15 protein-coding genes are annotated in these 12,904 nt (G+C 41.6%); 4 read left to right on the plus strand and 11 right to left on the minus strand.

The features are described 5' to 3' along the window. Positions 1–26: 26 nt before the first annotated feature. Positions 27–935: an AraC family transcriptional regulator gene (locus tag ACRWP9_RS00240; RefSeq protein WP_434927344.1), complete on the minus strand. Its 909-nt coding sequence runs from the start codon at positions 933–935 to the stop codon at positions 27–29. 229 nt (positions 936–1,164) lie between these two features. On the opposite strand from ACRWP9_RS00240, the gene exaC reads away from it, so the two are divergent. The 3 genes from exaC to ACRWP9_RS00255 all read left to right on the plus strand — a co-directional run bounded on the left by exaC (position 1,165) and on the right by ACRWP9_RS00255 (position 3,906). Next, complete coding sequence (gene exaC, locus ACRWP9_RS00245) at positions 1,165–2,685, plus strand: acetaldehyde dehydrogenase ExaC (RefSeq protein ID WP_434927345.1); 1,521 nt, start codon at positions 1,165–1,167, stop codon at positions 2,683–2,685. Between the two features lie 248 nt (positions 2,686–2,933). Continuing rightward, the gene (locus ACRWP9_RS00250) at positions 2,934–3,497 is read left to right on the plus strand and encodes a DJ-1/PfpI family protein (RefSeq protein WP_434927346.1); all 564 of its coding nucleotides are present in this window, start codon (positions 2,934–2,936) and stop codon (positions 3,495–3,497) included. A gap of 91 nt (positions 3,498–3,588) precedes the next feature. Then, positions 3,589–3,906 carry a ribbon-helix-helix domain-containing protein gene (locus ACRWP9_RS00255; protein WP_434927347.1) on the plus strand — a complete coding sequence of 106 codons (318 nt, stop codon included), beginning with the start codon at positions 3,589–3,591 and terminating at the stop codon, positions 3,904–3,906. 30 nt (positions 3,907–3,936) lie between these two features. Here ACRWP9_RS00255 and ACRWP9_RS00260 read toward each other — a convergent pair whose 3' ends face one another. From ACRWP9_RS00260 to ACRWP9_RS00270, 3 genes are all read right to left on the minus strand, one after another. Further along, on the minus strand, positions 3,937–4,614 hold the full coding sequence (locus ACRWP9_RS00260; protein WP_434927348.1) for an SDR family NAD(P)-dependent oxidoreductase: 678 nt from the start codon (positions 4,612–4,614) through the stop codon (positions 3,937–3,939). Between the two features lie 298 nt (positions 4,615–4,912). Further along, positions 4,913–6,004 (minus strand): branched-chain amino acid aminotransferase, encoded by a 1,092-nt coding sequence (locus ACRWP9_RS00265; protein WP_434927349.1) that lies wholly within the window; start codon positions 6,002–6,004, stop codon positions 4,913–4,915. Between the two features lie 159 nt (positions 6,005–6,163). Beyond that, on the minus strand, positions 6,164–6,514 hold the full coding sequence (locus ACRWP9_RS00270) for a RidA family protein (RefSeq protein ID WP_434927350.1): 351 nt from the start codon (positions 6,512–6,514) through the stop codon (positions 6,164–6,166). Between the two features lie 253 nt (positions 6,515–6,767). On the opposite strand from ACRWP9_RS00270, the gene ACRWP9_RS00275 reads away from it, so the two are divergent. Then, positions 6,768–6,968: a cell division protein ZapB gene (locus tag ACRWP9_RS00275; protein WP_434927351.1), complete on the plus strand. Its 201-nt coding sequence runs from the start codon at positions 6,768–6,770 to the stop codon at positions 6,966–6,968. Positions 6,969–6,982: 14 nt separating this feature from the next. Here the strand turns inward: ACRWP9_RS00275 and ACRWP9_RS00280 are convergent, their stop codons facing one another. The 7 genes from ACRWP9_RS00280 to ACRWP9_RS00310 form a co-directional block, all read right to left on the minus strand. After that, complete coding sequence (locus tag ACRWP9_RS00280; protein ID WP_434927352.1) at positions 6,983–7,189, minus strand: DUF1107 domain-containing protein; 207 nt, start codon at positions 7,187–7,189, stop codon at positions 6,983–6,985. 641 nt (positions 7,190–7,830) lie between these two features. Then, the gene (locus ACRWP9_RS00285) at positions 7,831–8,448 is read right to left on the minus strand and encodes a thiol:disulfide interchange protein DsbA/DsbL (protein WP_434927353.1); all 618 of its coding nucleotides are present in this window, start codon (positions 8,446–8,448) and stop codon (positions 7,831–7,833) included. 176 nt (positions 8,449–8,624) lie between these two features. Further along, complete coding sequence (locus ACRWP9_RS00290; RefSeq protein WP_434927354.1) at positions 8,625–9,614, minus strand: serine/threonine protein kinase; 990 nt, start codon at positions 9,612–9,614, stop codon at positions 8,625–8,627. Between the two features lie 43 nt (positions 9,615–9,657). After that, positions 9,658–9,957 carry a DUF3630 family protein gene (locus ACRWP9_RS00295; protein WP_434927355.1) on the minus strand — a complete coding sequence of 100 codons (300 nt, stop codon included), beginning with the start codon at positions 9,955–9,957 and terminating at the stop codon, positions 9,658–9,660. Positions 9,958–9,969: 12 nt separating this feature from the next. Next, positions 9,970–11,451, minus strand: coding sequence for a protein adenylyltransferase SelO (locus ACRWP9_RS00300; protein ID WP_434927356.1), 1,482 nt, complete (start codon positions 11,449–11,451; stop codon positions 9,970–9,972). Between the two features lie 61 nt (positions 11,452–11,512). Then, a complete protein-coding gene (locus ACRWP9_RS00305) occupies positions 11,513–11,848 on the minus strand; it encodes a hypothetical protein (protein WP_434927357.1) in 336 nt (111 codons plus the stop codon). 221 nt (positions 11,849–12,069) lie between these two features. Further along, a complete protein-coding gene (locus ACRWP9_RS00310) occupies positions 12,070–12,783 on the minus strand; it encodes a hypothetical protein (protein ID WP_434927358.1) in 714 nt (237 codons plus the stop codon). Positions 12,784–12,904: the final 121 nt, after the last annotated feature.

Consider the following 12,904-nt stretch of genomic DNA (forward strand, 5'->3'; position numbering starts at 1 on the left):
GCAACCATACACAAGAGATGATTTGGTTAACTGTTTAAGTGACGCAGCTTGTAGTCACTGGGGCTTATGCCATAACACTGTTTAAACAAGCGGCTGAAATGACTTGCACTGTGATACCCCAGCGAAAAACACACCTGAGTAATTTGCTGCCCCTGGGCAATTAATTTGGCCGCCTGTTTCATGCGTATCTGTTGCTGAAACGCCATTGGCGTGCAGCCAAAATGGATTTTAAATTGATGAAAAAATTTGCTCCGGCTCATACAAGCCTGGCGACATAAGGCATCGATATTAAGTGCTTCATTTAAGTGACTTTTAATATACTGCAACGCCGAGTTAAGCCCATTAAACTCAGGGTCTTTCTCACTGTGGCACAACAAAAAATCCCGAGTTTGAAAACGTAACAAACGAATCACCAATTCTGAAATGGCTAAATCAATTAAACAATTTCTGTCGACTTCGTTTTCAGTAAAAATATGCACCATGCGCTCAAGCAAAGCTTGGGTTTGCTCGTTATGATGGGTGTGTACTAAGGATTGCTGATATTGCCAATCACCATAACTTTTATTAATAGGTGTACGCATTTGCAGTTGATTGGCAATTGTTTGCACACGGTCAGTCGAAATTTCTATTGCTAAACAGGTTGTCGGTTGATGAATTTTAGCCTCAGGAAAGTCTATTTCTACCGCCTGATTTGGCGCCATAATAAAAGACTCATGGGGATAAAAAGCCGCCTCATAATCATCAACCGAATGCATCACTTTTTTGCCAGTTACCATGCCGCAAAACAATAATTGATCTGACTTCAACGCTACGCGGGACGCTTGCTCAAACGTATCATAAATACTCAGCTCTACCTCTGGCCCTGCAAAGCTAATTTTATTCTCAACCAGCACTTGAGGCGCTGCGCGCTTTTGCTGTAAAAATCCATTTATCATGTCTGCCACCTATTGCAGGGTTACATCTATTCGATATAACAATCCCGCTTATCAACCCCATACGACAATTCCGTACAACAATCCTTACTATTGGCGCAACGCATAAAACACAGGTCAGATAATTATTTGTACTGTGAGTCAACAGCTATGGATTTTCAGAATAGTAAACTTTCCTATAACTGTTCTAGGTTAATTAGTAATCCAACAAATACAATTAGAGGAAAGTATTATGATTTACGCAGCACCCGGTGAAACAGGCTCAGTGATAACCTTCAAATCGATTTATCAAAACTATATTGGTGGCCAATGGGTCGAACCGGTAAATGGCAAATACTTTGATAACATCAGCCCAGTTAATGGCCAAGTTTTCTGCCAAATTCCGCGCTCTGATCAACACGATATCGATTTGGCTTTAGATGCTGCTCACAGAGCAAAAGCGTCGTGGGGAGCTACCTCAGCCGCTGAGCGTTCGAATATATTACTCAAAATAGCTGACCGTATGGAAGCTAACTTAACCTTATTATCTGTTGCTGAAACCTGGGACAACGGCAAAGCTGTGCGTGAAACATTAAATGCAGATATTCCCCTCGCGGTTGACCATTTTCGCTACTTTGCAGGTTGTTTAAGAGCACAAGAAGGCAGTGCGGCTGAAATTGACGCCAATACTGTGTCTTACCATATTCATGAACCTTTAGGGGTTGTGGGCCAGATTATTCCGTGGAATTTCCCGATATTAATGGCCGCCTGGAAATTAGCTCCCGCATTAGCAGCAGGAAATTGCGTGGTGTTAAAACCAGCAGAGCAAACCCCAGCGTCTATTTTAGTGTTAATGGAACTGGTGGGTGACTTATTGCCTGCTGGTGTACTCAATATTGTCAATGGTTATGGCGCTGAGGCAGGCCAAGCGCTGGCCACCAGCAAACGTATTGCTAAGATAGCCTTTACCGGCTCAACGCCTATTGGCTCACATATTATGAAGTGCGCCGCAGAAAATATTATCCCCTCAACCGTTGAGCTAGGCGGTAAATCCCCCAATGTCTTCTTTAAAGATGTATTTGATTTTGAAGATGCGTACCTAAGCAAATGCATTGAAGGCGCGGTACTGGCATTTTTCAATCAAGGTGAAGTGTGTACTTGCCCGTCAAGATTGTTGATCCAAGAAGATATTTACCCGCAATTTATTGCCAAAATCATTGAACGTTCCAAAGCGATTAAACGCGGTAATCCACTCGATACTGAAACCATGGTTGGTGCTCAGGCCTCCCAAGAACAGTTCGATAAGATTATGAGCTATATTGCTATTGGCAAAGATGAAGGTGCAGAAGTCTTGCTGGGCGGTGACATAGAAGCGATTGATGGCGACTACCAAAAAGGGTTTTATATTCAGCCAACCTTGCTAAAAGGCACTAATAATATGCGGGTGTTCCAAGAAGAAATTTTTGGCCCGGTGATTTCGGTAACCACGTTTAAAGATGAAGCTGAAGCATTGGCACTGGCGAATAACTCTGAATACGGTTTAGGCGCAGGCGTGTGGACCCGTGATATGAATTTAGCTTATCGCATGGGACGTAAGATTGAAGCAGGCCGAGTATGGACCAATTGTTATCATATGTACCCTGCCCACGCTGCATTTGGGGGTTACAAAAAATCGGGTGTTGGTCGAGAAACCCATAAAGTGGCGTTAAATCACTATCAACAAACTAAGAATTTATTGGTCAGTTACGATATTAATCCGTTAGGGTTTTTCTAACGCGCGTCGATGTCACTGTAACTAATATTGATTAAATATGCTGCTGGTTAAAAATAATGTTGAGAGAAAAGTAGCACTGACATAGCTCAGTGCTACTTTTTTTTATTCTTTTCGGCAAAAAGACTGCTGAATTAAACAATATCCACTCTGCAAACCTTCCCTCTCACCTTGTAGTATTGGGTTACTACCACCCTGATTTTTAACCGAGTAAAGTTGCAAAGGAATATCAATTTAACAGGAGGTTTATTATGGCTAAAGTACTTATTATTGCAGGCGATTTTGTTGAAGATTACGAGCTAATGGTGCCGTTTCAAGCATTACAAATGGTGGGGCATCAAGTCACTGTTGTGTGCCCAAATAAATCTGCAGGTGACACCATTAAAACCGCTATCCATGATTTTGAAGGCGATCAAACCTACACCGAAAAACCTGGGCATTTATTCGCATTAAATGGCGATTTCAATGACATTTTCGAACCTCAATTCGATGCCTTGCTTATCCCAGGTGGCCGCGCGCCGGAATACCTTCGTCTTGATAAAAAAGTCATTGCGTTAGTACAAGCTTTTGCAGCAAGTCATAAACCGATTGCGGCTGTGTGTCATGGTGCCCAGCTATTAACGGCCGCCAATGTAGTTCAAGGTAAAAAGATATCAGCTTACCCAGCTTGCGCCCCTGAAGTAACACAGGCCGGTGGTGAATACTGTGAGATAGCCGTTACCGAAGCCATTACTGATGGTAACTTTGTCACCGCGCCAGCTTGGCCGGCACATCCAGATTGGTTAGCACAATTTAATCTATTGTTAACTCGCTAATAATCAGCGCTTAAAGTGTAAAGTTTGGATTGCATTAGCAAATATAATCCGTCACGATGGGCACTAATAAGCCAACGTGACGGATCATCATATGTGTGAAATCTACTCTGGAGCAGAACCTGAACTCTTTGAATCACAAACCCGCTCTATTCGCATTGACGGTGTGGTGACCAGTATTCGACTTGAAGCGGTATTTTGGCAGATTGTGCAGCAAATCGCTGAAGAAGCCGATTTGTCTATCGCCGAATTTCTCACCCGCATTTATCGTGAAGTCATTATTAAACGCGGCGAAATCAATAATTTTAGCTCTCTTTTACGCGTTGCCTGTACCACTTATTTGAATAGAGGCACTAGAATCACGTTAACGCCTTCGCGTACTGAAAACGATTTTTGGTCGCCGAAAAACTAACGATTACTCTAAACAAATTATTATCTCCGGCTAACCTCGATTAATGGTAATATCGGCAACATAACCATGCTGAGTACTCACTAACGCGTGTTTTAGCATACTGGCGGCTTCATCCGCACTCATAAAGCTAGAGGTATCTAGGGTTTTACCACTTGTCGGCCAAAAGCCGGTATCCATTCCCCCAGGATATACCGCAATAATTTTCATTGGGTAATCCTTTAGCTCTAATCTAACTGACTCAATAAAACCGCGTACGGCCCATTTAGCTGCACAATAAGTGGATTCGCCAGCCTTAGCAGCTAATGCTGCTGTAGACATCACTATCACCACATTGACGGCTTGATGACGGTAGCGTTTAACTAATTCACGCACCAGTAAAATGGCCGATGTAACATTGTTTTGAATAAGGCTAAATATCGAATCCGCATCTTGGGTATCAATGTTGCCAAAGTAGCCGCTGCCAGCACAATGAATAACCGTGTTTAATCTAAATTGAGTTTGTTGAGCCTGATCAAGCTGATCAAAAAGGGCTGAAACACTGGTATCAGAGGTTAAATCGGCACTGATAACGGAGATGTTTGTCCCTTGTGCTAAGGCATTCAAGCGCGTTTTATTACGCCCAGAAATAATCACCTGTTCGTTATCATCAAGGTAACATTTAGCTAATGCCGCCCCTAACCCACTGCTTGCACCGGTAATCAAAATCATAATTGCCTCTTAAATCACACTAAAATAAGCCTAATTCATTCTATGGTAAGTCCCAAAAAACAAGCCTAACAGACTCTGACTAAACCGAAAACTCAGAGAATAAATAGAGTGCCACTATGCCTTATAAAAAGCATCACTATCGTGATGCTAATTCACAAATGCGATTGTTAGCTCGTCGATTTTGCAACTTTGGCCAAAGCGGTATTGACGCAGTGAAACGTGAATAAATAAAAAATCCGACATCATCACTGATATCGGATTTTATTATTTAACTCAGGTAGCGCGTAATCATCAAGCCCTAAGGCGCAACCTTTTCAACACGCTTCACCCAGCCTTGTGGGCCTTGTATATTACCTTTTTGAATATCGGTAAAGACTTGATAAATCTTTTTAATATTCGGGCCCACTTTGCCATCACCAACCGTCACAATTCGGTGATCTTCAAAAATATATGAGGTCACTGGCGACACCACAGCAGCCGTGCCAAAACCACCGGCTTCAACAATTTCACCCGACTCTATATCGGCAATGAATTTATCTAACATCACGGTTTCCTGACGTACTTCACAACCCAGTAACGCACCCAATTCAAGAATCGATTGCGAGGTAATCGATTTTAAAATGGTGTCAGTAAACTGAGGAATAATCACGGTGCCATCTTTTAAAATATGGAAGTGGTTCATTGCACCCACTTCTTCGATTTGCTTATTACTCGCATCCAGATACAGCACTTGTGCTGCACCATATTCAGCTGCCGCTTTACCTGCACGTAATGATGCAGCGTAGTTACCAGAGGCTTTCGATGCCCCAGTACCACCTGATACCGCACGGTGGAACTTAGTGGTAATAAGTAAGCGAATGCCTTCATTTACACCTGAGGCATAATAAGCACCTGATGGACTTAAAATAACGCAGAAGGTGTATTGCTGACTCGGACTAACTGATAAACGGTCTTCTGTAGCAAAAATAAACGGACGAATGTATAAACATGCGCCGTCTTGCATCGGAAACCACTTCCTATCAACATCAATTAAGCTATTAATGGCATTTAATTGAGTTTGCTCATCAATATTAGGAATACACACTATATCCGCTGAACGATTCATTCGCTCGGCATTTTTGTTTAAACGGAAAGTGTAAATTTCACCATCTTGATGCATAAAGGCTTTAGCGCCCTCAAAAATAGACTGCCCATAATGCAAGGTCATCGCACCTGGCGCCATTTCAAAAGGACCATAAGGTACAATGCGAGGATCACACCACTGGCCGTCACGATAATCCATCATAAACATATGGTCGGTACGTAGCTTACCAAAGCCAACATTACCTTCGGGAGTAAACTGCTCAGTGCGGCGCTCTGACGCGGGTTTTAAATTATATTTTATATCCATTGCATACCACCTTAAAAACTGAGCTTGAAGACTATTGAGAGCGGTAAATAAAGTCAAGTTTACCGTCTCTATTGTTGCGCAGATTACGTCAATTCAACGTAACAAGCATCAGTACTTTGTTTCAAATAAGCTTTTTACAGCTAAAACAGATCCCATCTTTTACGCCATCACAGCGGCAATCACTGACACTTCAACCAGGTATTCGGGTTCTGCTATTGCCGCCTGAACGCAGGCTCTAGCCGGTGCATGGCCCTTGGGTAGCCAATTGTCCCAAACATGATTCATGGCGTCATAATCTTGCATATCTTTAAGGTAGATTGTGGCTGACAGAATATGATCACGTTGACTGCCGGCTTGAATAAGCAAGGCGTCAACCTCAGCTAACATAGTGTGAGTTTGAGTGGTGATATCAGCAAATTTATCGGTTGCAACTTGGCCGCATAAATAAACGGTTTTATTGTGTATAACAATACTGCTCATACGTTGATTGACATCGATTCGGTTGATCATCGTGCTGTTGTCGCCATCATGATTTAATTGAATATAAAAAGTATCATGAACATTGGCTTTTTTGCTAGCAACAATGGGTCTATCTAAGTTGAATTTATCGAGTGATATGAACAGGTTTGACCTAAGATAGGCTTAAACGTAAAAATAGTATTAAATTTAGTTTATTTTTTGCCCACTTAGCGATTAAGACTATTCCACAGGGGGCTGTCACTGCTAGAATGAGGTTTACATCCAGAAACCATTAGGACTCCCCATGAGCCTTGAATTATTGTCCCAACTGGAAACCAAAATCCAGGCAACTCTTGAAAACATTGAGCTACTAAAAATGGAGCTTGAAGAAGAGAAGCAAAAGAATGTAACACTATCAGAAAAAAACCAACAGTTAGAACAAGACCTAAACTCATGGAGTGATAAGGTCAACGGTCTTGTTGGTTTATTAAATAGCGAAATTTAATTAAATATTAAAATTTACGCGGGTTGATCATGTTGTGATTCAATTAGCGCATTTAATTCTAAAATAGCCTGCCTCACCTGTGGTAGGCTTTTTTTCGGCAATAAAAACCTTCCGCAGCTAAATTCTAAACGACCTAAATCTTTGACCCAAATCACGCCACTGAAAAAAATTCTTGCGTGTTTAACAATAAGTTTAGGGGCATAAACAGGGAACATTCTCATATCGCCTCCTTGTCGGTACTATTAACGAGTAACTCTATAGCTAACCAATAGTTATGTAGCAATTGGTTATCAGCTAGTTACTCTGGAATACTCTTTATTGAAGTTAATCGCTTTTCGAAGCCTACTGTTTATCAAGATTAATGCTTTATCTAGATACACTCCGAACCATAACCAGTATAAATAATGCACCCTTAATTGATGCTTAAATTAGGTTCAAGCCACTTAACACCATCAATAACTGTCAAACCAGATAATTTCATTACAGATGTTTTAATTCTCTGATGCTTGATTTAATAAACATCTTCCTAAATAAACAACCCTAGAGCATGACTTAACATGCTTATAAATCCTATAAGCATGTTATTTGACCGCAATGCATCTGCAAAGTTGCATCCGAACACACTTTTTTGATGAAACTTTATTCACATGGCAGAAAAACACAAGTGACAAAAAAATGTCACTTGCCAATATTTTGACGTGCTGGTATTATCTTTCACGTTACTCAGGGTATACAGAGCTATTTAGCTCTGCACCGTACAGCTTTTAAAGCGTACGGTTTTTTTTTGCCTGTTATTTATGTTTTACATGACCCAACAAAAAAGGAGCCTAAGCTCCCTTTTTTATTTTAGGATAATGAATAACTATTTTTTATTCATTTGCGCTAAGTAATAAGCGATATCTAACAGCTCATCGTAAGATTTGATTGAACCAGTCTCAACACGGTATTTACCGTTAACCACTAATGACGGTACACCAGATATTTTAGCATTAGTCGCATCACGTTTCATTTTAGACATTTGCGCATTAACCATAAATGAATTGGCTGCTGCATCAAAATCTTTACCTTCAACACCATTGGCAATAAACAATAAACGAATATCATTTAAGCTGGCGAAGCTTTGCTTCTTTTCATGGATAGCGGCAAACAAAGCAGGCTCAACTTTGTCTTCTACTTTTAATTGGTGAGCTACCGCAAAAGCACGCGACATTTCTACGCCCATTTCACTGCCAATAAATTCGACATGGGACTGATTAAACGCGACCCCTTCAGGTAACGTCTTTTTAATGTTTGGAATAACGGTTTTAGAGAAGTTATAACAATGACCACAGAAAAATGAGAAAAACTCGGTAATTTCTGGCTTAGCAGAACCAGGACCTTCATTAATCACAGTGTAATGCACACCTTCTTGGTAATCTGCTGCTGTTGCAGCCAATGGTGTAAACAGTAATGCTGCAGCCATTAATAATGCTTTTTTCATTTTAGTTCCTTTTGCGTAGCGCATATATTGGTAATGTATTGGGTTGACCATAAATCAATGCTGACATCTTACCTTCAGTATTGATTAAATTCATAATCATAGCTCGATTGTATTTGTAACAATTTACACCAACCAGTAAAAATGAAGTTTATTTAACCTTCACCACTGTAGGGTGTTTAAAATAAGCTCAATGGCGCTTCATCTAATGCGGCCAATTGCTCTTTAAATGCCAGTGTTTGTTGCTCCCAGTATTTGAGATCCCCAAACCATGGAAAGTTCATTGGAAATGCCGGATCTTTCCAACGTTTAGCCAGCCAAGCGTTGTAATTGATCATTCTCAGTGCCCGTAAAGGCTCAATTAAACTTAACTGGCGTGTATCAAAATCAGCAAACTCTTGGTATCCCTCAAGTAAAATATCCAGCTGCAATGTTTGTTGTTGGCGATCACCGGTTAACATCATCCAAATATCTTGCACCGCGGGGCCTTGTTTTGCATCATCTAAATCAACAAATCCTGGGCCACTGGGTGTCCATAGAATATTACTTGGGTGTAAATCACCGTGTAAACGCATATGGCTAAACGACTGACGTTGCCAAATAGTCATCGTCTTGTCCAGCACTTGCTCTACTACAGTAAAAAATGCGTTGGCCATCGAAGGGGCTACCATACCGCTTTCACGTAAATAATTTAACGGCTCAACCCCTAAAATTTGCGGATTTAGCACTTCACGGTGCACAAATGGCTGCCTAGTAGCATATTGATGAATGCGGCCAATAAAGCGCCCTACAGCCTCTAACTGTTCAAGATTATCGACCTCAAATGCACGCCCACCAATGGAGTCAAATAACGCCATGCGAAAGCCTTTATAATGGTGTAGCGACTGGCCATTTATGATCAGTGGCGCAGCAACAGGCACTTCGTTTTCAGCCAGTTCGAGTGAGTAGTCATGTTCTTCTTGAATTTGTTCATCGGTCCAACGATTAGGGCGATAAAACTTCACCACATAACGTTTGGCGTCATCACAACGGAACTGATATACCCGATTTTCATAACTGTTTAATGCTAGTAAGCCTGTTTCAGGATAAATGCCGATACTTTCAATGGCATCAAGAATTAAATCAGGTGTTAACGCTTGGTAATGAAATTCTGTAGCTTGTTCACTCATATTATTCGCTTATTGTTGTTTTCTGATCGCATTAGGTTAGTCATTAAGACTGAATATAGGGCTGTAGTAAGCGATGTAAATACACTAGCACGTCGAACTCATCTTGGCGTTCGGTGCTTAGCCAGCAAATGTCACCATAAAACTCATAATGCAGCCATAACTGACTGCCTTCAAAATCCAATAGCCATTGATGACGATCAGCGCCCCACTGACGCTCACGGATCTGGCAATCTAATGCCGCTGCTAATGGTTCGGCAAAATCGGCAAATTGCTCAAAATTAATGTTAGCACTAATTAATAAACTTAAATTTTCGTGGTCTAACGTGGCTGACTCTATGTTCATTTCACTTCTCAATTAACTACTGCACGACATAATTAAGCCCTGTCCCCAGTCGGGTGGACGTTTAGCAAAGTCTGCCATTTCTGGTTGCTCGGCAAAGGGCTGACGTAATAACTGATGTAATTGCACTAGCTTAGTGTTATCGCCATTTTCTTCAATGGCAATAATGGCTTCTTGGGCTAGGTAGTTACGCAAAATATACTTTGGATTAGCGGCGTTTCTCGCCTGCTGCCAATTGACGACATCATCCACTTTACCAACACGTTGCTGGTAAGCTGCAAACCATTGATCAAACTTAGCTAAATCAATCATATCATCACGTAAACTGGCATGTTGACTGTTTAAGTCTAACTCACCAAAGCGACGTAAACTGTTAGTGTAATCTAATTGATTGGCTTCAAGTAAAGAGGTGAACTTATCCACTAACTGCAAGTCTTGTTGTTGCTGCTCAGTTTTAGCGGCATCACTTGACTGCCCCTGAGTGAACTCAAATATAGGTAAGCCTAATTTATTACCCATCAGTAATAAATAATGATCGATTAAATGGCGCTGGTATTGATTCAATGCCTGGACTAAATCATCAGACGCTATCAGCGGTGTCAGTGCCTGGGCAAGCCGTTGTAAATTCCAGAAACACACACCTGGTTGTTGACCAAATGCATAACGACCTTCATGATCCGAATGATTACAGACAAAATCTTCTTTGAACGTGTCTAAAAATGAAAAGGGGCCAAAATCGAAACTGTCGCCTAAAATCGACATATTGTCGGTGTTGAGAACACCATGGGCAAAACCAACACTTTGCCAATGGGCAACCATTTTAGCGGTCGCGGCAACCACCTCACTGAACCACTGCACATAGCCGGCGTTGTCTGTCGATAAATGGGGGAAATGCTGCTTAATAGTAAAGTCCACCAGCTGTGTTAGCTTGGTGTTATCGCCTTTACCGGTATAACTGAAATACTCAAAATGACCAAAGCGAATATGAGTTTTAGCCAGCCTAACTGTAATTGCAGCGGTTTCTTGACCTTCGCGCCACACTGGTAAATCAGAGCCAATAACAGCTAAAGCACGAGATGTCGGCACATTCAATGCCGCTAAAGATTCAGACACAAGAAACTCTCGCACCGCTGATCGCATTACCGCACGGCCATCACCCATGCGTGAATAAGGTGTTGGCCCGCCGCCTTTTAATGCCACGTCCCAGGCATGATCTGGGCCAATAGCCTCACCTAAAATAATCGAGCGCCCGTCACCTAGTTGCGACGTGTAACCACCAAATTGATGGCCACTATACACTTGAGCATAATAAGTGGCGCCTTCTGCGGCATGATTAGCCGAAAGCTGCATCAATAATTCATCATTGGGTTTATCTAAACCAATTAATGCGGCGGCGTCATCGCTCCACCCTAACCAATGCGGGTTAGAAATGGCTTGCGGATATACCTGACTATAAAAACCTTCTAATTGTTCAAAAAAATCCTGCTTAAAGCGCATGATGAAACCCTTATTACAATCTCTGTTAACAACAATTGCTGCACCTGACAATGGTGCCTAACTACAACTGCTTCAAAAAGTCTTTGTCACTAACAGATTGCTGACAATCTACTTGATTATCATCTAACGTTTGGCATTGTTGACCACAAATAAAATCAACATTTTCTGTCATCGATATGCCTTGAATACGCAGCAGACCTGAACCTTTCGCTTGGCATTGCTCAAGCGTGTCGTAATAACCATTAATAACATCATGCTTTAAGGTAAGATCGGTTTTATCGGTGGCATCCGCAAAATAAAATAACGTCCATTCAGGGGTTCGAATACAACCACCCAGTAAAAACATACTGAGCATAAGCGTTAACGCGGTAAGTTTATTCAGTAGATTGATGGTCATATAAATCCCTAGGGTCACTTTATGGAGTAAATTAATCAGTGAAGTGATTGAATCCATAATGATAATGAAAATGCATAAAAAAAGCGGACTGATGTCCGCTTTTTACTTCAGTGAGCAACATGATACTCGAAATTACCAGAGTCTGTTTGCCTTTTGCGAGCTGGCCGCAAAAGCTCAAGCCAACTTTGTGCACCGCTGTAACCGCAACCGTTTTATTGCGGCTAAGTTTTTAATTTGGCTTTCTCAATGCGCACTAGTCGCCCTTCAAAACCCGTTATGGTGCCATCTGATAATTGATGCGTAAGTGCATGCTGGCAAATTGATATGGCTTGGTCAAACTGACCTACATCATTAAGCAATGTTGCTAGATGCAAATGGCCTGCGGCTTTTTCATCAACAAATGGTGACTTGTCCTGCTGATATAGTTTATCAAATAACCCCAAATAGTCCTGTTGCAACTTAGCACCATACTGACAGTAATCGGCTTGTTTACGCATTTTATAACTATGCCCTATGACATTGGTTATTGCGTCAAATTGCCCCTGTTTACCCTCGGTATTATTAGCTAGGTCAACTAACTGTTTAAATGTATCACTTGCCCAGGCTCCGGTTTTAGGCAACAAAAGCCCTTTAACTGGCTCTGGCTCTGGCTCTGGCTCTGGCTCTGGCTCTGGCTCTGGCTCTGGCTCTGGCTCTGGCTCTGGCTCTGGCTCTGGCTCTGGCTCTGGCAGCGAATCAACCACCTCCACCACTGTAAGGTCAACAGCTTTAGATTCGACTATGTCGGCCTCATCAAGCGCACTAATTTCAGCTTCAGTACGGTTCAACGGCTTTGATGATTCATTCTCAGATGTTTCTTGTTGCGCTGTCGCCTTGGCACGATTAAATAAATACACCCCAATCGCCACAAGAATAATGACTATGATCACTTTCATTCAATATCATCCTGTTTAAACGCGCTTTACCGCGTATGGTTTGTTGTACTCACTACAATATGGCTAATGCCTATCGAAAAACAACGCTGTTTTTTTGAGCACACAGTGTTATTAATAATCT

It is taken from the genome of Shewanella sp. HL-SH2 (genome assembly GCF_051164935.1).
Classification (GTDB): Bacteria; Pseudomonadota; Gammaproteobacteria; order Enterobacterales; family Shewanellaceae; genus Shewanella; species Shewanella glacialimarina.

What these genes read in the sequence shown, in the direction of transcription:
- exaC (WP_434927345.1), top strand. Translation starts at nt 1,165, where the DNA reads ATGATTTACGCAGCACCCGGTGAAACAGGCTCAGTGATAACCTTCAAA.
- ACRWP9_RS00260 (WP_434927348.1), bottom strand. Translation starts at nt 4,614, where the DNA reads ATGATTTTGATTACCGGTGCAAGCAGTGGGTTAGGGGCGGCATTAGCT.
- ACRWP9_RS00295 (WP_434927355.1), bottom strand. Translation starts at nt 9,957, where the DNA reads ATGAACATAGAGTCAGCCACGTTAGACCACGAAAATTTAAGTTTATTA.
- ACRWP9_RS00285 (WP_434927353.1), bottom strand. Translation starts at nt 8,448, where the DNA reads ATGAAAAAAGCATTATTAATGGCTGCAGCATTACTGTTTACACCATTG.
- ACRWP9_RS00310 (WP_434927358.1), bottom strand. Translation starts at nt 12,783, where the DNA reads ATGAAAGTGATCATAGTCATTATTCTTGTGGCGATTGGGGTGTATTTA.
- ACRWP9_RS00305 (WP_434927357.1), bottom strand. Translation starts at nt 11,848, where the DNA reads ATGACCATCAATCTACTGAATAAACTTACCGCGTTAACGCTTATGCTC.
- ACRWP9_RS00275 (WP_434927351.1), top strand. Translation starts at nt 6,768, where the DNA reads ATGAGCCTTGAATTATTGTCCCAACTGGAAACCAAAATCCAGGCAACT.
- ACRWP9_RS00250 (WP_434927346.1), top strand. Translation starts at nt 2,934, where the DNA reads ATGGCTAAAGTACTTATTATTGCAGGCGATTTTGTTGAAGATTACGAG.
- ACRWP9_RS00300 (WP_434927356.1), bottom strand. Translation starts at nt 11,451, where the DNA reads ATGCGCTTTAAGCAGGATTTTTTTGAACAATTAGAAGGTTTTTATAGT.
- ACRWP9_RS00255 (WP_434927347.1), top strand. Translation starts at nt 3,589, where the DNA reads ATGTGTGAAATCTACTCTGGAGCAGAACCTGAACTCTTTGAATCACAA.
- ACRWP9_RS00240 (WP_434927344.1), bottom strand. Translation starts at nt 935, where the DNA reads ATGATAAATGGATTTTTACAGCAAAAGCGCGCAGCGCCTCAAGTGCTG.
- ACRWP9_RS00265 (WP_434927349.1), bottom strand. Translation starts at nt 6,004, where the DNA reads ATGGATATAAAATATAATTTAAAACCCGCGTCAGAGCGCCGCACTGAG.
- ACRWP9_RS00270 (WP_434927350.1), bottom strand. Translation starts at nt 6,514, where the DNA reads ATGATCAACCGAATCGATGTCAATCAACGTATGAGCAGTATTGTTATA.
- ACRWP9_RS00280 (WP_434927352.1), bottom strand. Translation starts at nt 7,189, where the DNA reads ATGAGAATGTTCCCTGTTTATGCCCCTAAACTTATTGTTAAACACGCA.
- ACRWP9_RS00290 (WP_434927354.1), bottom strand. Translation starts at nt 9,614, where the DNA reads ATGAGTGAACAAGCTACAGAATTTCATTACCAAGCGTTAACACCTGAT.